17 protein-coding genes and 1 other RNA gene are annotated in these 21,099 nt (G+C 59.6%); 16 read left to right on the top strand and 2 right to left on the bottom strand.

The genetic code is table 11. The features are described from left to right. Positions 1–43 precede the first annotated feature (43 nt). The 8 genes from LK493_RS02380 (at position 44) to LK493_RS02345 (ending at position 10,345) form a co-directional block, all read left to right on the top strand. Entirely contained in the window at positions 44–1,798 is a 1,755-nt protein-coding gene (locus LK493_RS02380; RefSeq protein WP_227789993.1) for a SpaA isopeptide-forming pilin-related protein, read from the top strand. Positions 1,799–2,405: 607 nt separating this feature from the next. After that, complete coding sequence (locus LK493_RS02375) at positions 2,406–2,555, top strand: hypothetical protein (RefSeq protein ID WP_227789992.1); 150 nt, start codon at positions 2,406–2,408, stop codon at positions 2,553–2,555. Between the two features lie 230 nt (positions 2,556–2,785). Continuing rightward, positions 2,786–3,754: a MarR family transcriptional regulator gene (locus LK493_RS02370; RefSeq protein ID WP_227789991.1), complete on the top strand. Its 969-nt coding sequence runs from the start codon at positions 2,786–2,788 to the stop codon at positions 3,752–3,754. Positions 3,755–3,896: 142 nt separating this feature from the next. Next, a complete protein-coding gene (locus tag LK493_RS02365) occupies positions 3,897–4,814 on the top strand; it encodes a class C sortase (protein WP_227789990.1) in 918 nt (305 codons plus the stop codon). A 144-nt stretch (positions 4,815–4,958) separates the two neighbouring features. Then, entirely contained in the window at positions 4,959–5,270 is a 312-nt protein-coding gene (gene gatC, locus LK493_RS02360; RefSeq protein ID WP_055250987.1) for an Asp-tRNA(Asn)/Glu-tRNA(Gln) amidotransferase subunit GatC, read from the top strand. Then, positions 5,270–6,784, top strand: coding sequence for an Asp-tRNA(Asn)/Glu-tRNA(Gln) amidotransferase subunit GatA (gene gatA, locus LK493_RS02355; protein ID WP_227789989.1), 1,515 nt, complete (start codon positions 5,270–5,272; stop codon positions 6,782–6,784). The genes gatC and gatA overlap by 1 nt, the downstream gene beginning before the upstream one ends. Further along, on the top strand, positions 6,784–8,460 hold the full coding sequence (gene gatB / locus LK493_RS02350; RefSeq protein WP_227789988.1) for an Asp-tRNA(Asn)/Glu-tRNA(Gln) amidotransferase subunit GatB: 1,677 nt from the start codon (positions 6,784–6,786) through the stop codon (positions 8,458–8,460). Before gatA ends, gatB begins: the two co-directional genes overlap by 1 nt. Positions 8,461–8,980: 520 nt before the next feature. After that, positions 8,981–10,345: an ATP-binding protein gene (locus tag LK493_RS02345; protein WP_227789987.1), complete on the top strand. Its 1,365-nt coding sequence runs from the start codon at positions 8,981–8,983 to the stop codon at positions 10,343–10,345. Between the two features lie 65 nt (positions 10,346–10,410). Here the strand turns inward: LK493_RS02345 and LK493_RS02340 are convergent, their stop codons facing one another. Next, positions 10,411–11,415: a helix-turn-helix domain-containing protein gene (locus LK493_RS02340; protein ID WP_227789986.1), complete on the bottom strand. Its 1,005-nt coding sequence runs from the start codon at positions 11,413–11,415 to the stop codon at positions 10,411–10,413. 114 nt (positions 11,416–11,529) lie between these two features. On the opposite strand from LK493_RS02340, the gene LK493_RS02335 reads away from it, so the two are divergent. From LK493_RS02335 to LK493_RS02310, 6 genes are all read left to right on the top strand, one after another. Continuing rightward, the gene (locus LK493_RS02335; RefSeq protein ID WP_227789985.1) at positions 11,530–13,356 is read left to right on the top strand and encodes an ABC transporter ATP-binding protein; all 1,827 of its coding nucleotides are present in this window, start codon (positions 11,530–11,532) and stop codon (positions 13,354–13,356) included. Continuing rightward, positions 13,357–15,114: an ABC transporter ATP-binding protein gene (locus LK493_RS02330; RefSeq protein WP_227789984.1), complete on the top strand. Its 1,758-nt coding sequence runs from the start codon at positions 13,357–13,359 to the stop codon at positions 15,112–15,114. Positions 15,115–15,301: 187 nt separating this feature from the next. Beyond that, positions 15,302–15,547 (top strand): DUF6110 family protein, encoded by a 246-nt coding sequence (locus LK493_RS02325; protein ID WP_035136895.1) that lies wholly within the window; start codon positions 15,302–15,304, stop codon positions 15,545–15,547. A gap of 78 nt (positions 15,548–15,625) precedes the next feature. Continuing rightward, complete coding sequence (locus LK493_RS02320) at positions 15,626–17,641, top strand: heavy metal translocating P-type ATPase (protein ID WP_227789983.1); 2,016 nt, start codon at positions 15,626–15,628, stop codon at positions 17,639–17,641. 143 nt (positions 17,642–17,784) lie between these two features. Then, entirely contained in the window at positions 17,785–18,138 is a 354-nt protein-coding gene (locus LK493_RS02315) for a hypothetical protein (RefSeq protein WP_227789982.1), read from the top strand. After that, entirely contained in the window at positions 18,135–18,650 is a 516-nt protein-coding gene (locus tag LK493_RS02310; protein ID WP_227789981.1) for a type II toxin-antitoxin system VapC family toxin, read from the top strand. The genes LK493_RS02315 and LK493_RS02310 overlap by 4 nt, the downstream gene beginning before the upstream one ends. Before the next feature lie 60 nt (positions 18,651–18,710). On the opposite strand, the gene LK493_RS02305 is transcribed toward LK493_RS02310, so the two are convergent. Continuing rightward, positions 18,711–19,145 (bottom strand): hypothetical protein, encoded by a 435-nt coding sequence (locus LK493_RS02305; protein WP_227789980.1) that lies wholly within the window; start codon positions 19,143–19,145, stop codon positions 18,711–18,713. A 239-nt stretch (positions 19,146–19,384) separates the two neighbouring features. Here LK493_RS02305 and ssrA point away from each other — a divergent pair. Continuing rightward, positions 19,385–19,748: a transfer-messenger RNA gene (gene ssrA / locus LK493_RS02300) on the top strand. Between the two features lie 360 nt (positions 19,749–20,108). After that, positions 20,109–20,987, top strand: coding sequence for a patatin-like phospholipase family protein (locus tag LK493_RS02295; protein ID WP_227789979.1), 879 nt, complete (start codon positions 20,109–20,111; stop codon positions 20,985–20,987). The last annotated feature ends 112 nt before the right edge of the window (positions 20,988–21,099 follow it).

The raw sequence follows: 21,099 nt of genomic DNA, 5'->3' as shown, positions 1-21,099 counted from the left end.
TCAAATGGACTTCAAGCAGAAAGCAGAGGAAAAGAAGATGAGTATGAGCAAGAACATCGCCCGCCTGGCAGTAACGGCAGGCCTCACCGCAGCGCTGAGCTTCGGTGGAGTCATGGCCCCGGTGACCATGGCGTTTGCTGAGGGCACGCCGACGGTGGCCACGGAGAAGGGTAAGGTGGCTATCACCGACGAAACATACACCGGCACGACATTCAAGGGCATTCAGATCTTCACCGCGAAGGTCACGCAGGATCAGAAGGGCGATGGGAGCTGGGATGGCTCGGCCGCTAAGACTCTTTCCGATATTCAGTGGGCTCCGGGTAATGTGAAAACCCTCGTTACGACTGCGCTCAAAGGCGTTACTGGAGCACCTGACGTAGATGCTGACGCCCAGACGTGGGCGGAGTTCATCAGCACGACTCAGGGCTCTAATTTTGGAAAGACTACGGCGGTTGATACTGGCACAACTCTTGACTTGATTGCCAAGGCCTTGGAAGGGGACAAGACCCTCACGTGGACAAAGCCAAGCGATTCCACCAAAGGCAGCTTTAAGGATCTTGATAATGGCTACTGGCTTTTCGTGACCGATACGCCCAGTACGACCAGCGGTGCTAATGGCAATACTGATGCGTATACCTCGCCGATTTTCACCATCGTCGGTGGCTCTGACGTTAACGTGGCCCCCAAGAAGGACGTCCCCAAAGTGACCAAGGCCGTAAAGGATGACAAGAACGGCAAGTTTGTTACGGACGATAGCAAGGATGTTTTTACCGCAGCCAACAAGGCTGCCGACTCCGCTGCTGAACAGCCTGTTGAATATCAGCTTGCCGGCACTGTGGCTAGCAACATTAACACGTATGCCAAGTACAGCTACACTTTCACTGACGAGCTCCCTTCCACGATGGTTCCAGAGCTTCAGGGTGGTAACCCAGTCGTTGAGGTCAAGATTGACGATTCAGCCGTGGATCCCGCTTGCTACAGTGCGACCTATGTCCCGGGGGAAAGCACGAATACGCTCACTGTTTCCTTCGAGAACCTCAAAGAAGCAAAGGATAAGGCCGGCAATCTCATCAACGTTGGCGGTGATTCGACAGTCTATGTGAACTATAAGGCAAAACTGGTTGCTGGCAAGATTAACGCGGATATGCTCGGCAAGGCCCAGGTGAACAATGTCAAGTTGACCTATTCCAACAACCCGCACACCAATGGCACCGGTACCACGGTTGACCATCCGGCCTACGACTACACCTATGGTATCGATGTCACCAAGGTTGGTAACGACGAGGACGAGACTGGCAACCCCAAGACCCTCGAAGGCGTTCAGTTCACGCTGCAGGAGAAAGACTCCAGCGAATTTATCAAGGCCGACGGTACCACGACGTCAAATAAGGATGATGCAATTCTGACGACCGGCAGCAACGGCAAGATTAACGTTGTCGGTCTCGACGAGGGCACCTACGTCCTCACTGAGGTTAAGCCTGCGCCCGGCTACAACAACTCCGCGGCAAACGGCGTGACCTTTACTATCAGCCGCACGCTCAATCAGGACGGTGCGGATGTGACGCCCGACACTACGAGCGCCATTGTAGCAGGTCAAGATGTTGTCCAGCAGAACTCCGCGAAAGCTGAAGTCGGCAAGCTCAGCTTCACCATCGTCGACAAGAAGGGCTCCAACCTCCCGCTGACCGGTCTCAACGGCGTGACCTTCACTTGGATCGCTGGTGGCGCGGTGCTGTGCATTGGCGTTGCGCACCTCATCCGCAGCCGTAAGCAGGCTGAGGAGTCCGAGCAGGAGTAGCGCTCACTCACCCATCCCTTTGGCAGGTGGGATGTGATGGCCATGAGACTTGCGGACACTTTCTCGTCCATCGACGTTCTTGCTTTGCCATTCTTTTTTCGGGGCAGACTCCACGCTGGAGTTTGCCCCGTTCTTTTTGGACAACACAGGCAGCCTCCACCGTCCGATGCGGACTCATCCGTCATCGCGTTTCTTGACTCGTATGAGGTTCGGTTTAAGGTCCGTAGGCGCACGCGCGGTGCGGACGGTGGACGGCATTTGCGCCGCAAGCGCAAATAAGAATGCCCGGGGTTAGAGGCCCGGGCATTTAACAACACCGGAAACTGGTCGCCCTCGCTTTCGAACACTTACGCGGGGCGCGTCGTTTCCTATAGACATCGTATCCCGAATCGCCCCGCCGATTCGGGACATTTTGAAAACTCAAACACGTCGGGCAAACCCGGACGACGCGGCCAGGCTCCGCCGTTCGAGGGATCGTGTGTGTAACTATCGAACAAATGTTTGCAAATATTGCGTTTACCAGGCGTGAGTGCACGTACTCGCAGTAAAATACCCTTGCGACGCATCCCGTGCGCGGGCGGCCGACGACTCGATCGGAGGTCCCCAAATGCTGAAATTCCTTAACGCGCTCGCCGCCCTCGCGGCGGTGGGCTCGTTCGTCATCGCGTTTTTTGACTCGTATGAGGTTCGGTTTAAGGTCCGTAGGCGCACGCGCGGTGCGGACGGTTCTCGGCGTTTGCGCCGCAAGCGCAAATAAGAATGCCCGGGGGTCGGATCCCGGGCATTTAACAAAAGCTGAAAACTAGGCCGCCCGCGCTCCCAAACATTTACGCGGGATGCGTCGTTTTCTATTGACATTGTATCCCGAATCGTCCCGCCGATCCGGGACATTTTGAAAACTCAAATGCGGGCTTAGGCACGAACGGTATCTCTTTAATTCCGAAAATTATGTATAATTCCAATACAAACTGGAATCAAACGAAAACAATGGAAATGAACGAAGCACTAATCTACTTACAAGAAGCACTAGGCCTCTCTGCCAAGACCAAAACTTGGCCTGGATCCGCACACTTGCCGCTGCATCTGCGGACGATTGAGGTCCGCGCTGTTGACGCAAACGGTTTTTCGTTTTTGCTTGCAAGTTTGCCTACTGGTGTCGGGCTTCCCGAGGCTAAGAGAGTCTATAGTCAGCTAGCCTTGCGCGCGGAGACTCCTGTTGTCGTTTCGTTTCCTGATGCCGATGCACGTCAGCGCAAAGCATTGGTCGCACAAGGGATTCCGTTTGTTTGCCCCGGCAGACAGGCTTTTCTTCCATTTATGGGCACAGCCTGCACGGAGAGGGGCGGTGCCCGGTTTCGCAATCACGCGACCAAGATGTCACCCAACGCGCAGGCTGCCGCAATCTGGGGAGCAGCCCAGGAGCCGTATCGTCCCTATGACCTTTGTCGTGCGCTTGGGATTTCGGCAAGCCGCGCGAGTGAGGCCATAACCGAGCTTGTTGACAGGGGACTCGCGAGGCGCGAGCGTCGCGAGCGACGTGTCGTCGTGTTCCCTGTTGCCGTTGATCTTCTGCTCAGCGAGCACATGGCAGAGCTCTCCTCGCCTGTCTCGAAGGTCTTTTTTGTAAGGAAGACGGCGCAGATCGACTATCTTGTTGACGCCGGGGAGACGGCTCTCGCTGCGCGTTCCATGCTCGCTGCGCCGGGCATGGAACAAAAGGCCGTCTTAAGAAGTACATGGCGTCAACTGAGCGACCTCGAAGTCGCAGACGGGGAGTTGCCGGATAACGAGACGGCGATGATCCAAGTGTGGCGCTATGCACCCGTGTTTGCCGACTCCTCTCGTGTCGACAACATTTCGCTTGCGCTATCTTTGGCGGCAATCGACGATGAGCGAATTCAGCTCGAAGTCGATCGCATGTTTGGAAAGGAATATCCATGGCAAGAAGCGCTGTAGAAGGTCTCCAAGAATTCGAATCGTAGGCGGTGCTTCGGTCCTAGCTGCGTTAACCGGCACGTGGCTCGATAATCGGCTATTATTTGTTTAGACAACTTGAGTTGTAGAGGAGTGACCGGCGATGGTGCAGGGCGCCAAACATATGAAGAGCAATAACGCCGCGGACAACGGCGGCTCAAGCCCTCAGCCCAAACCTCAACCAAAGCCCAAGCGCCGCCGCAAGCGACTGCCGCGCTGGGCCGATCGGCTCATCACCATCGTCATCATCCTTATTGGCGTGGGCCTTATGACCTGGCCGTGGATCTTGGACCGGCTCGAGGCCTCGGGCGTGTTCAACCAGATCAGCACCGTGTCCAGCACCGTGGACGCGCTGTCGGAAGAGGAGCGTGAGCGCATTCTGCTTCAGGCGCGCTCCTATAACGAGCAACTTGCCGGCGAGGCCACCGAGCTTCCCGCCGACCAGATCGAGCCCTACGCCCAGCAGCTCATCTTTGACCGCGACCCCATGATGAGCTGGGTCGAGATCCCCTCCATCGACGTGAGCATGCCCATCTACCACGGCACGAGCGAGGAGGTCCTCATGGCGGGCGTCGGCCACCTGGAGGGCACGAGCCTGCCGGTGGGCGGCGCCTCGACGCATTGCGTGCTCACCGCGCACTCGGGCATGCGCAACCTGAGCATGTTCGACGACATCCGCTCGCTGGAGCCCGGCGACCTGGTGCTGCTGCACACCATGAGCAAGACGCTCGCCTACAAGATGGTGGACTCCGAGGTGGTGCTGCCCGAGGAGATGGAGTCGCTGACTATCGAGCCGGGCGCCGACAAGGTGACGCTCGTCACCTGCACGCCCTATGGCGTGAACGACCACCGCCTGCTGGTGCATTGCGTACGCACCAAGTACAGCAAGAAGGACGTCGACAAGCAAAAGTCGCTGGCTGGCCGCCACTGGGGCAAGCGCGAGTTTGCCGTGCTCATCGTGGTCGTAGCCATTGTGCTGTTGCTGCTGGACATCGTGATCCACGCGGTCCGCAAGCGCCGCAAGGCCAAGGCCTCGGCATAAGACATTCTGCAGAACCGCCAGCCCGCCGCCTGCCAGCCCGCCGTCCTCGTTACGTTTTCGCTGCATTTGGGTAAAGCGCCTGCTCCAAGTCGGCGTTGCCCTGTATACTAAAGCGGTTTAACTGTTATGCGGAAGGGAGCGCCTATGGCACTCAGCGAGAAAGACGTGCGCGGCATCGCCGAGTACGCAAAGATCGCACTGACCGATGACGAGCTCACCCAGATGACGTCCTACATGAACGATGCCGTCCAGATGCTCGAGCCCGTCCTGCAATATGACTTGCCCGACGTGGAGCCCACGTTCCATCCCATCGGAAGCCTGTCCAACGTGATGGGCGATGACCTGCGCGAGCCCGAGCGCGATCTGCCGCTCGACGTCGCGCTCGAAAACGCTGGCAGCGCGCGCGACCGCTACTTCCGCGTGCCGTCCATTTTGGGAGAGGGGGAGAGCGAGTAATGGCGCAGAGCTTCGATTCCCTTACCGCTGCCCAGATTGCCGCGGGCGTTGCCGCCGGCGACTTTACCGCTACCGAGGTGGCCCAGGCCTCCCTTGCCGCCATCGAGGCGCGCGAGGGCGGGGTTCAGGCATTCCTGCAGGTGTCGCCCGAGCTCGCGCACGAGGCCGCCGCGCGCGTGGATGCCGACCGTGCCGCAGGCAAGCCGCTGCCCCCGCTCGCGGGCGTGCCGCTGGCCATTAAGGACAACATGAACCTCGTGGGCACGCGCACCACCTGCGCTTCCCGCATGCTCGAGAACTATCAGAGCGTCTACACCGCTACCTGCGTCCAGCGCATGCTCGATGCCGGCTGCCTGCCCATGGGCAAGGCCAACATGGATGAGTTTGCCTTTGGCAGCTCCACCGAGAGCTCGGCGTTCCACCGCACCAACAACCCCTGGGATACCGAGCGCGTGCCCGGCGGCTCCTCGGGCGGCTCCGCTGCAGCCGTCGCCGCGGGCGAGGTCGCGCTCTCGCTGGGCTCGGACACCGGCGGCTCCATTCGCCAGCCGGCGTCGCTGTGCGGCGTGGTGGGCTTTAAGCCCACGTATGGCGCCGTGAGCCGTTACGGCGTGGTTGCCTTTGGCTCGTCGCTCGACCAGGTGGGCCCCTTTGGCCGCACGGTCGAGGATGTCGCGCTGGCCATGAACGCGCTTACCGGCGCGGGCCACGATCCGTACGACTGCACCAGCCAGGATTGCGCCGTCGACTTTACCGAGCATCTCAACGACAGCGTCGAGGGCAAGCGCGTGGGCATCATCCCTGCGTTTATGGAGGCCGAGGGCCTGACGCCCGAGGTCAAGACCGCTGTTCAGCGCGCCGCCCAGGAGCTGCAGAACCAGGGTGCCGAGCTGGTCGAGGTCGACCTACCGCACCTGGACGCCGCCATCGCCGCCTACTACGTCATCGGCCCGGCCGAGGCGTTCTCCAACCTGGCACGTTTCGACGGCATTCGCTATGGCTATCAGGAGGAGGGCTGCGCCAACCTGTCCGACCAGAGCTCGCTTTCGCGCGCCCACGGCTTTGGCGCCGAGGCCAAGCGCCGTCAGATGCTCGGCGCCTACCTGCTGAGCTCGGGCGTGTACGACAAGTACTACTACGCTGCGCAAAAGGCCCGCACGCTCATCACGCAGGACTACGATGCCGCGTATGCCAAGGTGGACACCATCCTTATGCCCGCCTCGCCGCGCACGGCCTTTAAGTTTGGCGAGATCAGCGACCCCACGCAGATGTACCTCTCCGACCTGTACACCATCTCGCTCAACATTTGCGGCAACGGTGGTATCTCGGTGCCGCTGGGTCTGGGCGAGGACAGCAAGCTGCCCGTTTCTGCCCAGCTGGTGGGTCCGGCCTTTAAGGACCGTCAGCTGCTCACGTTTGCCCGCGCCCTGGAGCGCGGCTTTGCCGATGCCGCCACGGGTGCGCCCGCGCTTTCCGTCGCGCCCGATTTTGCCGGGAAGGGAGGCGAGCTGTAATGAAGGAGCTTTCCGAGGTCCTGCAGGATTGGGAGGCCGTGATCGGCCTGGAGATCCACACCGAGCTCACCGCACTCGATACCAAGATGTTCTGCAACTGCAAGCTCAGCCACGATGACGAGCCCAACGCCAACGTGTGCCCGGTGTGCCTGGGCCTGCCCGGTGCCCTGCCGGTGCCCAACAAGCGCGCCATCGAGAGCATCGTCAAGGCGGGTCTGGCCACCAACTGCGAGATCCAGCGCCACTCGATGTTCTACCGCAAGCACTATTTCTATCCCGATATGGCCAAGAACTTCCAGACCACGCAGGGTCCGGTCGCCTTTGCCATGTACGGTCACCTGGACCTGGACGTGACCGGTCGCGGTGCCGCCGAGCGCCCCGACTGCGCGTTTGGCGAGGCCGAGGCCCAGAGCCTGGCGAGTGCCTCGGCCAACGCCGAGGGCCTGTCCACGTCCATGACGTCGACCATGCGCGAGGGTAACCAGCGCGCCGGTCACCTGGCCAGCTACGACGCGTCCAGTCTGCAGATGCCCGAGCGTCGCGAGGACGGTTCCTACACGGTGCCCATTCGCATCCTGCGCATCCACATGGAGGAGGACGCCGCCAAGATGATCCACGTGGGCGGTGCCGAGGGCCGCATTACCGCCGCGGCCGAGTCGCTCGTCGACTACAACCGCTGCGGCACGCCTTTGATTGAGCTCGTGACTGAGCCCGATCTGCGTACGCCCGAGGAAGCGCGCCTGTTTATGGAGAAGCTCCGCCGCATCTTTGTGACGCTGGGCATTTCGGACTGCTCCATGGAGAAGGGCTCCATGCGCTGCGACGGCAACGTCTCGCTGCGTCGCCGCGGCGAGACCAAGCTGGGCACCAAGACCGAGCTCAAGAATCTCAACTCGTTTAAGAGCCTGCATGACGGCCTTGCCTACGAGATCTGCCGCCAGGCCGAGGTGCTCGAGGAGGGCGGCATCATCTATCAGGAGACCCGCCACTGGGAGCCCAGCCGCAAGCGCACCGTGGTCATGCGCGTCAAGGAGACGGCCGACGACTATCGTCTGTTCCCCGATCCCGATCTGGCGCCGTTCGATCTGGACGACGAGTTCATCGACCGCTGCCGAGGCGAGATTCCCGAGCTGCCCGATGCCAAGCGCGTCCGTTTTGAGGCCGACTTTGGCATTAAGACGGCCGATGCCGAGCAGATTGCCGGCGACCCCGAGTTTGCCGAGTTCTTTGAGGCTGCCGCTGCCGGTATGGCTGGCAAGGAGGCACAGACGGTCGCAAACCTGCTGGTGAACGAGATGATCGCCTACCTTAAGGGCGCGGGCGTGTCGCTCGCCGAGTCCGGCATCGCGCCGGCTCAGGTGGCAGCCCTTGCCAAGCTGCTGGCGACCGATGCCATCAGCTCCAACCAGGCGCACGAGGTCTTTGAGGCCATGGCCCAGACCGGTGATGACCCCAACAAGATTGTCGACGAGCGCGGCATGCGTCAGGTGAGCGATGCCGGCGCGCTGCAACCGATCGTGGACGAGGTGCTGGCAAACTGTGCCGAGCAGGCGCAGCAGTACCGCGATGGCAACCAGAAGGTCATCGGCTTTTTGGTGGGCCAGTGCATGAAGGCGAGCCGCGGCAAGGGCAACCCGAAGCTCTTCAACGAGTTGCTGAGAACGTCGCTCTCGTAGCTGCGAGGCCGGGGAAGCCCCGAGTCGCCGGGGTGTTTCCTCCAAATTTCAAACAGTCCTATGCAAGACGAAGGCCACATTTAGTGGCCTTCTTTGCATGCGGAACTCATTTGGAGCAAACACCCCGGCGACTCGGGGCTTCCCCGGCCAGACGACTCGGCCGTTCGGGTCAGGTGGGCTGAATGGAATTGAGTGAATGGGCGCGCCGTTGGCGCGCCCATTGTTTTGAAGGGAACTCATTGAGAGGCAAGGCCCTGCGCCCGGCCCCTCGGTTCCGTGACGACTCAGCCGTTCGGGTCAGGCGGGCTGATATAAATAGAGTGAATGGGCGCGCCGTTGGCGCGTCCATTTTTGTGCGGGTGACAAAGGGACTGCCCCTTTGTCACATTGCAATGAATGTGATGAAAGTGTGGCGAAATGAGCTTAAAACTTCCGTAAATGTGATAAATGTCACGTTTTACCTAGGGTAAAATGTGGGAAATATCACGTTTACGGAAGTTTCTTTGCGGGAGGTTCGGTCATGCAGCGAGATATCATTGCCAAGCTTAACGCTTGGAAAGCGTCGGAATATCGTAAGCCGCTTATCCTTAAGGGGGCGCGCCAGGTTGGAAAGACGTGGGCGCTTAAGGAGTTCGGTCGAACCTCGTACCGCAATTTTGTGTATCTGACGCTCGAGGAACCGTCACCTGGGGTACAGAGCGAGTACGCTCAGTTTTTCGAAGGCACGCGCGATCCTCGGCGGATCATCTCAAACCTTTCCCTGGCACTTGGACAGCCTATCGATCCCGGCGAGACGCTGCTTATTATTGATGAGATCCAGGATTGTCCTTCTGCAGTCGGCGCCCTTAAATACTTCTGTGACGAGGCCCCCGAGTATCACGTCGCATGCGCAGGGTCTTTGTTGGGCGTTCGCTTGTCCCGTGAGACCAGCGCTTTTCCGGTGGGAAAGGTCGAGTTCATGGAGATGCACCCTATGAGCTTTTCCGAGTTTCTGAAAGCCGAGGGCGCTGCAAACTACGACGAATACCTTGGCGGCCTGGATCAGATCGAGACAGTGCCCGATTTCTTCCATATCCGTCTCGTCGAGCATCTTCGTCGTTATTTTGCATGTGGCGGCATGCCAGAGGCTCTTGGTCGGTGGGTGGAGACGGGCGATATCGTTCAGGTCGATAAGGTGTTGTCCGATCTCTTGGATTCCTACGAGCGCGATTTTGCCAAGCATGGTGGCCGTGCGCAGTTCGCCAAGCTTTCGCAAATATGGAACTCGATTCCAACTCAGTTGGCGCGCGAGAATAAAAAGTTCGTTTGGGGTGCGGTGCGCGAGGGGGCTCGTGCTCGAGAATACGAGGATGCTCTGGAATGGCTTGCCGATGCTGGGCTCATCATGGCGGTTCGCCTTAATGCTGCCGGTGGCGTGCCGCTCTCTGCATACGATGACCTCAAGGCATTTAAAGTCTACTGTCTTGATGTCGGTTTGCTGCGCCGCATGGCAAGACTGGATGCGTCCGCTTTTGCCATCTCGGATGCGCTATTTTCGGAGTTCAAAGGTTCGTTCGCCGAGAATTATGTGCTTCAGGCATTGCTTCTGCAGCTGGATGTCGCTCCGCGCTATTGGACAAACGAGAAACCGAAACACGAAGTCGATTTTTTGATTCAAGTCGGAAACGAAATCGTTCCCGTCGAGGTCAAATCGGGAGAGGTCGTTCATTCCAAGAGCCTTAAGTACTATGCCGACAAGCATGCGGAGACGACTCCACTGAGGGTCCGCTACTCACTTAAGAACCTAAAGCTCGACGACGGGGTGCTCAACATTCCGTTGTATTTGGCTGATCGATCTGTCCCTCTTATCAAAAAGGCGCTTGATTGTGCGCATCTTGACGTTTAGATCCTGGGCGAGCTGATGGGCGGCGGCTAATTAAATCGCTCCGTAACGGCCAGGGAGCTTGGACCTTAGCGGTGCTTGCTTCGCCAAGCCGTGGGTGTCATGCCGGTGTATTGTTTGAACGCTTGGGCGAAGGCCGCCTGTTGGGGATAGCCGAGTCGCTCGGCTACTTGGGCTATCGAAAGGGGGCTGTCGGCCAAAAGGTCCTGCGCGCGTTCCATACGGCGTCTGCGAATGTAGGCGCCCAGGGACTCGCCAGTTTGGGCCTTAAAGGTGGCGCATAGTTTGGAGCGGCTTGTGTAGAGCCTCTCGGCCACCTCGTTGACACCCACACGTCTGCCTTTATCGAGCGCGCACTCAATCATTGCCGTTGCTTCTTCGGCAATGGTTACGCTGACGCGCGTGTCTGCCGCCTGCCGCGCCTGCTTGTGGGCCGCGCACGAACAGGCGAGCTCCGCGACCATGGTCTCCACGATGCCCTGCATATAGACGTGTCCGCCTGCGGTGCGGGCGCGGTCCTCGTTAATCCGGCGAAGCGTGTGGCAGATGGCAGACGTCGCTTCCTCGTGCCATGGCTCGGCAAACGCCTCAAAGATTCCCGCGAACTCGGTGGGATAGCGGTGTTCCAGTTCGTCAAAATATCCAGGCAAAAAGAGCACCGAGCGCGAGTGATAAAGCTCCCCCGCAAACAGCGGGCTTAATTCCTCGCCACAGCTATCTTGGATAAAGCTGCAAACGGCATTGTTTGGCCATGGTCCATGCAATGGTTTGAGGTTCGCGGGCGTTATGCCAGCCTCGGGCATGCATGTAAGTGTGGGCGCGCTGACTTCGCTCACGCAGGCGTATGGCTCGGGTGTGTATTCGGCCAGGTACATATCGTGCGTCGGGGTGATGAAATGCTCCATGACGATGCAGGTGGGGGAGAGGGGCATGATCCATGCGCGTCCGTGCGCCCGATCGTTTGCCACCTCGCCGGTAAAGACGGCGCCCTTGCCGGTAAGCTCCAGGCCAAACTGCTCAAATTGCGGTGCGTAGAGCTCGGTTATGTCGGTCGCTGCCTGCCGTATTTGCAAAAGCGTCCCTTTCCTTTGCAGAAACGTCCACGCCTGGCTTGATTGTGAGCCATGGCTAACACATCAATGATAAGTTCATTACGGTTAACTCTCAAGCCGTTAGAAAGGAATCTCATGGCAAAGGGATCAAAAAGGGAAGGCGGCGGTATCGGCGAGCTGCTTGCATATGCCGGTGACCGCAAATTCCTAACGTATTTGGGCATGGCGCTCTCGGCGCTCTCGCAGCTGCTGAGCTTTGGCCCGTACGTGTGCATTTGGCTTGTCGCGCGCGATCTGATCGCCGTGGCACCTAACTGGAGCGAAGCCTGCGACATCGCGATGTATGGCTGGTGGGCCGTGGGTTTTGCGCTGGCAAGCATCGTAGTTTATTTCGTGGGGCTCATGTGCACGCACCTGTCTGCGTTTCGCTGCGCGTCCAATATCCGCAAGACTACGAGCGAGCACCTGCTTAAGCTGCCGCTTGGCTTCTTTGACACGCACGCCACCGGTGAGCTGCGCCGTATTGTAGACGGATGCGCCGCCTCTACCGAGACTTTGCTCGCACACATGTTGCCCGATATCGCCGGCGCCACCGCCATGGTCGTGGGCTTGCTCGTGTTGCTATTCGCCCTCGATTGGCGCTTGGGCACGGCATGCCTCATCTCGGTGGCCATTTCGCTTGGTGCCATGGCCACCATGATGGGCGGCAAAGGCGCCGAGTTCATGAAGGCCTACATGGGAGCGCTGGTCAAGATGAACAAGACCGGCACCGAATACGTACGCGGTATTCCCGTGGTCAAGGTGTTTCAGCAGACGGTCTACTCCTTTAAGGCCTTCCACGATGCGATCGCCGAATACGCCGACATGGCACAAAACTATGCGGGCACGTTCTGCCGAGGTCCGCAGGTACTCAATCTTACCGCGCTCAACGGCCTCGTGGCATTCTTTTTGCCGGTGGCGTTGTTGCTGGCTCCGGGCGAGACGGATTTTGCACACTTTTTGGCCAACTTCACGTTTTACGCGATATTTTCGGCCGTGGTACCGACGGCCATGACCAAGCTCATGTTTGTGGGCGAGGCCTCTCAGATGAGTGCCGATTCGCTGGCTCGTATTCGAAGCGTCATGGATTCCAAGCAGCTCTCCGTGCCCGCGCAACCCAAGCACCCTGCCGGCGGCGACGTGCGATTTGAGGACGTGAGCTTTACGTACGAGGGCGCCGAAGCACCTGCCGTCAACCATGTGAGTTTCAGCGTTCCCGCTGGTAGCACCCTCGCCCTGGTGGGTCCCTCGGGTGGCGGTAAGTCAACCTGCGCAAGCCTGATCCCGCGTTTTTGGGATGTCTCCTCGGGTCGAGTGCTCGTAGGCGGTGTGGACGTTCGCGATATGGATCCGCACGAGCTTATGGACCAGGTCGCCTTCGTGTTCCAGACCAACCAGCTGTTCCGGCAAACACTTGCCGATAACGTGCGTGCCTCCAAGCCTTCGGCCACTGACGACGAAGTGCGTGCGGCCCTCTCCGCAGCTCAGTGCGACGACATTGTGGCCAAGCTCCCACAGGGCATCAATACCATGCTCGGCGCCGGCGGGGCATATCTTTCGGGTGGCGAGGTCCAGCGCGTGGCATTAGCCCGCGCGATCCTTAAAGACGCGCCTATCGTGGTGCTCGATGAGGCCACGGCGTTTGCCGACCCCGAGAACGAGGCGCTCATCCAGCGCGCCTTTAGCAAGCTGGCGGCGGGCCGCACGGTCATTATGATCGCGCACCGACTCTCGACTGTAGTGGGCGCAGACCAAATCGTGGTGCTCAACCAGGGCAGCGTGCAGGAGTCGGGTACCCATGCCGAGTTGCTGTCCCAAGAGGGTCTGTATGCCAAGATGTGGGCCGAATACGAACAGGCTGCGAGCTGGAAAATCACTGCAGCGACCGCGGATGCCGCCGTCACGAAGGGAGGCGAGGCCTAAATGTTCGCCTCATTCCAAAAGAAGTATTTCCTATCCGATAAAGGTGTCGCCGGCGTAAAACGTGGCATTTTCTGGACCACGCTCACTAATCTCATTACCATGGCCGGCATGGGCTTTTTATTCCTGGTCATGGCCGGCTTTGTCGAGCATCTCGCCAGCGGGGCTGACCTGCCGGATGCCCTGCCGATCGTGGGCGGCCTCCTGGTCTTTTTCGTGCTGCTCTTTGCCTCTAACTGGCAGCAGTATTACTACACCTACTGCATCTTTTACGAGGAGTGCGGCAAGCAGCGCATGGAAATTGCCGAGCGCTTGCGCAAACTGCCGCTGTCGTTTTTTGGTCGTCGTGATCTGGCCGATTTAACCGAGACCATCATGGGTGACGTCCAGGCCATGGAGCACGCCTACAGCCACGTGCTGGGAGAGCTTTGGGGTGCCATCATCGCAAGTGCCATTGTGTTCGTGGCGTCGCTGTTCTTTTGCTGGCAACTGGCGATTGCGGCGTTTTGGAGCGTTCCCGTGGCCTTCGCCGTGCTGTATCTAACACGCGGCCCTATGGCTCCGGTGTTCGATCGCGTGCGCGCCGAGAAGGTCAAGGTTACCGAGGCAATTCAAGAGACGCTCGACTGCGTTCGCGAGATCCGTGCCACCAATCAGGAGGCCCATTATCTTGAGGGACTCAACGCCGTGATCGATGCCGAGGAGCTCGAGACCACCAAGGGCGAGCTCGCTAACGGGCTTTTGGTCAACTCCGCCTTTGCCATCCTGCGTCTGGGCATTGCCACCACGCTGGTCACGGGCGCCGCGATGGTCGCCTCCGGGCAGGTCGATTTTTTGGTGATGTTTGCCTTCCTGCTCATGGTGAGCCGTATCTATGCACCCTTTGACCAGGCGTTAATGTTAGTGTCCGAGCTGTTTGCCGCCGAGTCGTCTGCCAAGCGCATGCGTTCCATCATGGAAGAGCCTGTGGCGCGGGGCAGCGAGAAATTTGAGCCCGTGGGCCACGATGTGGTGTTCGATCACGTGGCATTTGGCTATGGTGCGGGCGAGGACGGCCGTGCCGGCGAGAAAGTTCTTACCGATGTGAGCTTTACCGCCAAGGAAGGCGAAGTTACGGCGCTGGTCGGTCCTTCGGGTTCCGGTAAGTCTACGGTGAGCCGCCTGGCCGCGCGCTTTTGGGATGCCACCGAAGGCACGGTCACCGTGGGTGGCGTGGATGTTGCGGGCGTTGATCCCGAGGTGCTGCTGCGCGACTACGCCATTGTGTTCCAAGACGTGCTGCTCTTTGACGACACGGTGATGGGAAACATCCGCCTCGGGCGTCGTGATGCCACCGATGAGGAAGTGCTTGCGGCCGCGCGTGCCGCCAACTGCGACGAGTTTGTGAGCCGCATGCCGCAGGGCTACGACACCATGATCGGCGAGAACGGCTCCAAGCTGTCCGGCGGTGAGCGCCAGCGCATCTCTATCGCCCGTGCGCTGCTCAAAGACGCGCCCATCGTGCTGTTGGACGAGGCGACGGCAAGCTTGGATGTGGAGAATGAGACCGTGGTACAGCAGGCACTCTCCCGTCTGCTTGCAGGTAAGACGGTTATCGTTATTGCCCACCGTATGCGTACGGTGGAAAATGCCGACAAAATCGTTGTGCTCAAGGATGGTGTGGTTGCCGAGCAGGGTGCTTCGGCTCAGCTCAAGGCGGCAGGTGGAGAATTTGCCCGTATGGTCGCACTGCAAAAGGAAGCGGCTGCCTGGCAGCTGTAGGAATATGACAAAGGGACGGTCCCCTGGTCATATTGAGTTCGCCCCCATAGTTTCCAAAAAGTTAACCTTTGTTGAACTTAATAGTTAGATAAACTAAACTATTTTCCAAAAGTGTGCTCGAGCAAACTTGTTTACTCGGGTGCTGAGGCACCGTGCCGCGTCCAATGCGGCAAAAGGGAGAGACATCATGAAGAAGTCCACGTTCAACACCCTGCTTGTTGGTGGCGGTTTTCTGCTCGGTACGGCTGGCATCAAGCTGCTCACCAGCGCTCCGGTAAAGAACGCCTGCGTGCAGGGTATCGCGTGCGGCATGCGCATCAAGAACGGCTACCAGGACATGGTCGAGCAGGCCAAGGCCAATGTCGATGACATGGTTGCCGAGGCTGCTTACATCACCCAGAGCGAGGCCGCCGCGGACAACGCAGCCGAGTAGCGCTCCCAGGCACAAACTATGAGATTCTCGATTATCAGCGAGATCCCCGGCAGGACCCGCCTCCAGTTGGCGGGTCCTGTGCCAGAGAGCGATCTCGATGCGCTTTTAAAGCTCAGCGGCGACATCGACGGCGTGCGCAAGGTGCGCGTTTATGGCCGCATTGGCCAGATGGCGCTGGAGTACGACGAGCCGCGCCGCGAGAGCGTGCTCGACACCTTGGGCGCACTCGATGCTCAAGCTATCGCCGATGCCAAGTCGGGCTACGTGATGCAACTCGAGCCGCGCAAGCACAAACTCATTATGGACCTGGCGACACTCGTCGGTGCCCATTACGCGCGCCGCTGGTTTCTGCCTACGCCGCTGCGTGCGGTGTTTGTCGTGGCCGGTTACATGACCTTTTTGCGCGCCGCCCTCCATGAGCTCGCGCAGCCGCGCCTGACCGTTCCCGTGCTCGACGCTTCGGCCATCGGCATCTCGTTTGTCAAACGCGATGTCGATACCGCGGGCCAGACGATGTTCCTGCTCAACGTGGGCGAGCTGCTCGAGGACTACACCCGCGCCATGAGCGAAAACGAGCTCATCAACTCGCTGCTCGATGTGCCCGACAAGGCGCAAAAGGTCGTCGGCGACACCGAGGTAAGTGTTGCCGCGACCGAGCTTGAGCCCGGCGATCTGGTAGCCGTGCGCACTGGCATGTCCATTTGCATCGACGGTGTTGTCGAGCAGGGGAGCGCCATGGTCAACCAGGCGACCCTGACCGGCGAGCCGCTTGCCGTCGAGCGCAGCGTGGGCGACGACGTGTTCGCCGGCACCGTCGTGGAGGACGGCAGTATCCTGGTGCGCGTGCGCGCCAACACGGCACAGACCAAGCTGCGCTCGATTGTCTCACTCGTGCAGACGGCCGACTCGCTCAAGTCCGAGGGCCAGTCGCACATGGAAGACCTCGCCAACAAGATCGTCCCGTGGAACTTCCTGCTCGCGGGCCTGGTTGCGCTTACCACCCGCAGCCTTATCAAGACCTCGGCGGCGCTGATGGTCGACTACTCGTGCGCACTCAAGCTCACGGGTTCCGTCGCCGTCATGACTGCCATGAGCGATGCTGCCAAGATGGGCGTCATGGTCAAGGGCGCGAAGTACTTTGAGTCGTTTGCCAAGGCCGACACCATTGTGTTTGATAAGACCGGCACGCTCACCGAGGCGCAGCCGCGTCTTGCCTGCGTGCTCACCACCGATGGCTGGAGCGATGACGAGGTCCTGCGCCTTTCCGCTTGCTTGGAGGAGCATTTCCCGCATCCGGTGGCGCGCGCCGTGGTCAATGCGGCACGTGAGCGCGGGCTCGAGCATCGTGAACGCCATGCTGCCGTCGAGTACATCGTGGCGCACGGCATCGCTTCGTCCATCGAAGGACGTCGTGCCATCATCGGTTCCGCGCACTTTGTATTTGAGGACGAGGGCGCACAGCTCGAATCCGACATCAAGGAGCGCATCGAGTCTCAGATGCAGGGCCTGTCGCCGCTGTATCTGACGGTCGACGGCACGGTCGTCGGCGTGCTCGGCATCGAGGATCCGCTTAAGCCCGGGGTCCGTGAGGCCATCGCCGACCTGCATGCGCTGGGCGTCAAGCATGTCGTTATGCTCACGGGCGATTCGGAGCGCACTGCCGAGCGCATTGCGCGCGAAGCGGGCGTTGACGAGTTTAAGGCCGAGCTGCTGCCCGAGGACAAGTACGCCTATGTGGAGCGCATTAAGAGCGAGGGGCGCCATGTTGCCATGGTGGGCGACGGCGTCAACGATTCGCCGGCGCTTGGTTTGGCCGACGTGGGCCTGGCCATGGGTGGCGGAAGTGATATTGCCAAGGAGGTCGCCGATATCATCCTGACCGATACGGATCTTGCCGCGATCGTGCGCCTGCGCCGCATGAGCCAGGGCCTCATTGATCGTCTGACGAGTTCCTATTCTAAGGTGATGCTCACCAACTCGGCGCTTTTGGCGCTCGGCATTACCGGCGCGATTACCCCGCAGGCGTCGTCGCTGCTGCACAACGGCTCAACGATCGCCTACAGCCTCAACAACGCAAAGGCTTACCTGCGTTAGCAGGCGTGTTCGCCCACGTTATCTGGCCCGCGCCCGGATGGCATTGCCGCCATCCGTGTGCGGGCCTTTTGCGTTTGACCATCTGCTAGCTTCTCTATATAGTGGTGCTAGCATGGCTAGCAAATTGAAGGAGCGTGAATGGCGTGGGTGCTATTAGCGGCATGGCGCAAGTGAATGTTCGCGTTGATCGCCAGGTCAAGGCTCGTGCCGAGGAAGCACTGCGGCTCTCGGGTGGGTCGCTGCCCGAGCTCATCAAAAAGGTTGTGGCCAAGGTTGCGCAGGGCGGCGGTTCGTGTGAGGAAATCCTTGAGGCCGTTAACGACCGGCAGCGGGGTGCCGCGCTGGATTCTCCGTTTGCCGCATCCTGGGCGGCGGCTGATCAGCTTTACGCGGACTTGGGCATCGCTGTGTCGCCCGTATCCGACGATCGCGGTTGGGACACAATCTATTCCGAAGCCATGGATGAGCATTATCGCCAAAAGGGGATGATCCAGTGAGTGGGGCTCCCCTCAAAATAATGGTGGACGCCAACGTATGGGTCGATTCGTTTTGCGTCGACCATGCCGAGTCGCTTGCCGCGCGTGCGTTTATTGGGCAGGCGACGGAGACGGGGGCGTTGCTGTTCTTTCCGGTGAATATCGTCAAGGACGTGCTGTACGTTGTCCAACACGAGCTGAAGCGTAGCGTTCTTGCCAGCGGGGGAGTGCTCGACGAGGCGTCTGCCCGTGCAATTGGCGATGCGACGTTGGCGTTTGTTCGGAATATGACCGAAAACGCTATGGCCGTGGGCGCTGATGCATCCGATCTGTGGCTAGCAGACAAATATCTGACGCTCCATCGCGATTACGAGGACAACTTGGTACTCGCCGCATGCAAACGCGCCCAGGTTGATTACTTGGTGACCAACGATCGTAAGCTGCTCGAACATGCCGATCTTGCAGCAAAGACACCTCGTCAAATGATGCCGATTCTTGCTTTGGCCGAGCGTGGTGGGCGGGTGTCCCGATAGCGCCTGGCTGTCTGCGTGGCCTTCGGAACGTCGGCGCTCAGAAGGCCACGCATCCTTTAATTACAAAAGCGCTGCCTTAATGGCGGGACTTTCTGCGAGCTGCTCGGCTGCCTTTTCGTCGGAACTGTCGAGTGCTGCCAGACTGCGGTAGACCCACTCGTTGACTTGGGTGTTCTTGACGCCTGCGGTCTGCATAAGGGCGCCTACCTCGCGGATTGCTGCGAGCAGATCGGCTTTGGGACCCGCGAGCTCGACCTCGACGCCGTGGTAGGCGGTCACGCCGCGGTTTTCGCTCACGTGGTCGATAAAGCCCTCGACGGTCTCAAGCTGCTGGGCGAGAGCTGCATCATCGTCAGCGTCCAGCGCGACGAGTGCGTTCGATACCGTGAGGGCGGGATGTCCGCAGGGAACAAAGCCTTCGATGACATCCATAGCTTCGGTAATGGTTGAGCCCAGGCCTGCGAGGGCATTGACGAGTTGCTGCTTGGTATCCATAACGGTCCTTTCGACGGGTCAATTTTGCTTGGCGAAAATATACGTGATGCGATCGGTAGCAAAAGTGTGAAGTGCAGCGCACATTGGGGTCTTCACAGCTCGTGCATAGAACAGCTGTCTACCTTTAGAACGTGGTAAGATAGCTATCCACGAGCGGGGTTCACCCCGCGTGTTCCTTGAAAAGTCGACGGTTATCGGGTGTTTGCAGACCCGATACCATCCAGACTTTCCCAACATTCGGGGGCGACTGGTTTCGACACGATAGCCCTGAGAGAGGAAGCAAGCCGAGGTCTCCTCGCCTCGTTAAACAGGGGTACCGTCAAATTGAATTGACAACAACTCTTCTTTTGAGCCTATGGCTCTCGCTGCTTAGTTTATAGCGGCGCGTCAACCCGGTGATTTCCCCGACACCGGCGCGACGTCATTTTAGGGGAATGCTCCCGCGCACGTAATCGGTATGGCGCGGGCTAAGACCGAACCGGTTGGGATGCCGCGAGCGTGTCGCTGCGCGCAAAGCGTCCGAGACTAAACCAGCGACTGAGCTTGGAGATGCCAATCAGGGGGCTTTCGTGGACCGGAGTTCGATTCTCCGCGCCTCCACCATAAGCAACAGGCAGGTAGATATTCGTATCTACCTGCCTTTTTATTTCTAGTCCGCACCGCGGAGAATCGAACTCTGCGCAGGGCGCGGGCGTAAAGAAAACGCGTAAGCGTTTTTAGCCCGCGGGCGAGGGCGGCGGCAGCCGACCGAAGCCGGTGCGGATTTGCGAAGCAAATACGCGGATTCTCCGCGCAAACTTCCGACTCAAAACGGATGCGATGTTGATCGAATCTCAGCTGGCCTCGCCCAGCGTCAACGGATCCCCCCGTACCGCGGAGAATCGAACTCTGCTCCAAAACCTGCGCGCTCGCCATCCCAAAACTGGGTAGAAGAAAGCCAAAACGCAATCGCAGGAGGTCAATATGACTGCAGAAGATAAGGCAAAGAACGCCGGCAAGGTCGCGCTCGTCTTGGAGGGCGGCAGCTTCCGCGGGCAATTTACCGCAGGCGTGCTCGACGTTCTTATGGAGGCCGGCGTCGAGATTCCGGCGGTATATGGCGTATCGGCCGGCGCCCTCAACGGCGTGAACTACAAGTCACACCAGATCGGCCGTGCCAACCGCATCAACCTGGCTTTCTGCAGCGACAGCCGCTTCATGGGCGCCGCATCGTTTGCGTCCACGGGCTCCATTGTGGGTTACGACTTTATCTTCAACGATGTCCAGGACCGCCTGGATCCCTTTGACAGCGAGACGTTCGACGCGAGCCCCATCGAGATGTACGCCGTCGCGACGGACATGCTCTTTGGAACCGCCGCGTACCTGCCGGTCAAAAGCGCCGTACTTGACCTCGACGCCGTGCGCGCCTCGACGTCGCTGCCGCTGGTGACGCCGCCGGTTGAGATCGACGGGCACAAATACGTCGACGGCGGCGTGGCCGATTCGGTCCCCATCGAGCACGTGCTGGAGGAGGCGGGCTTCGATCGCGCGGTTGTCATTGTCACGCAGGACCGCTCGTATGAGAAAAAGCCCTACGAGTTTTTGCCGGCCGCGCGCGCCCGCTACGCCGACTACCCCTATCTGCTCGAGGCTATCGAGACGCGCCACGACCGCTATAACCTCCAGCGCATGCACCTGTGGAAGTATGAGCGCGAGGGCCGCGCGCTGGTCGTTGCTCCGCAAAAGCCGGTCGAGGTCGGCCATGTCGAACACGATCCGGCAAAGCTCCTCGACCTGTATATTCAGGGCCGCCAGGAGGCAAAGCGCCTGCTCGCGGAAATCCAAGAGTTCGTTGAACGCTAACGACGGCGAACCCTCAAAAAAATGACAACAGCTCAAGAGCTGGAAAATCACAGCTCGTGGATGACATGTGCAGAAACTCTGGTCGGAGCCAAAATACCTGTTGACTCGTACG

Origin of the sequence: Collinsella aerofaciens (assembly GCF_020709435.1) — a bacterium.
Lineage (GTDB): Bacteria > Actinomycetota > Coriobacteriia > Coriobacteriales > Coriobacteriaceae > Collinsella > Collinsella aerofaciens_AU.
The sequence above is the reverse complement of the archived record's forward strand: the minus strand, read 5'-3'. Positions and strand labels throughout refer to the sequence as shown.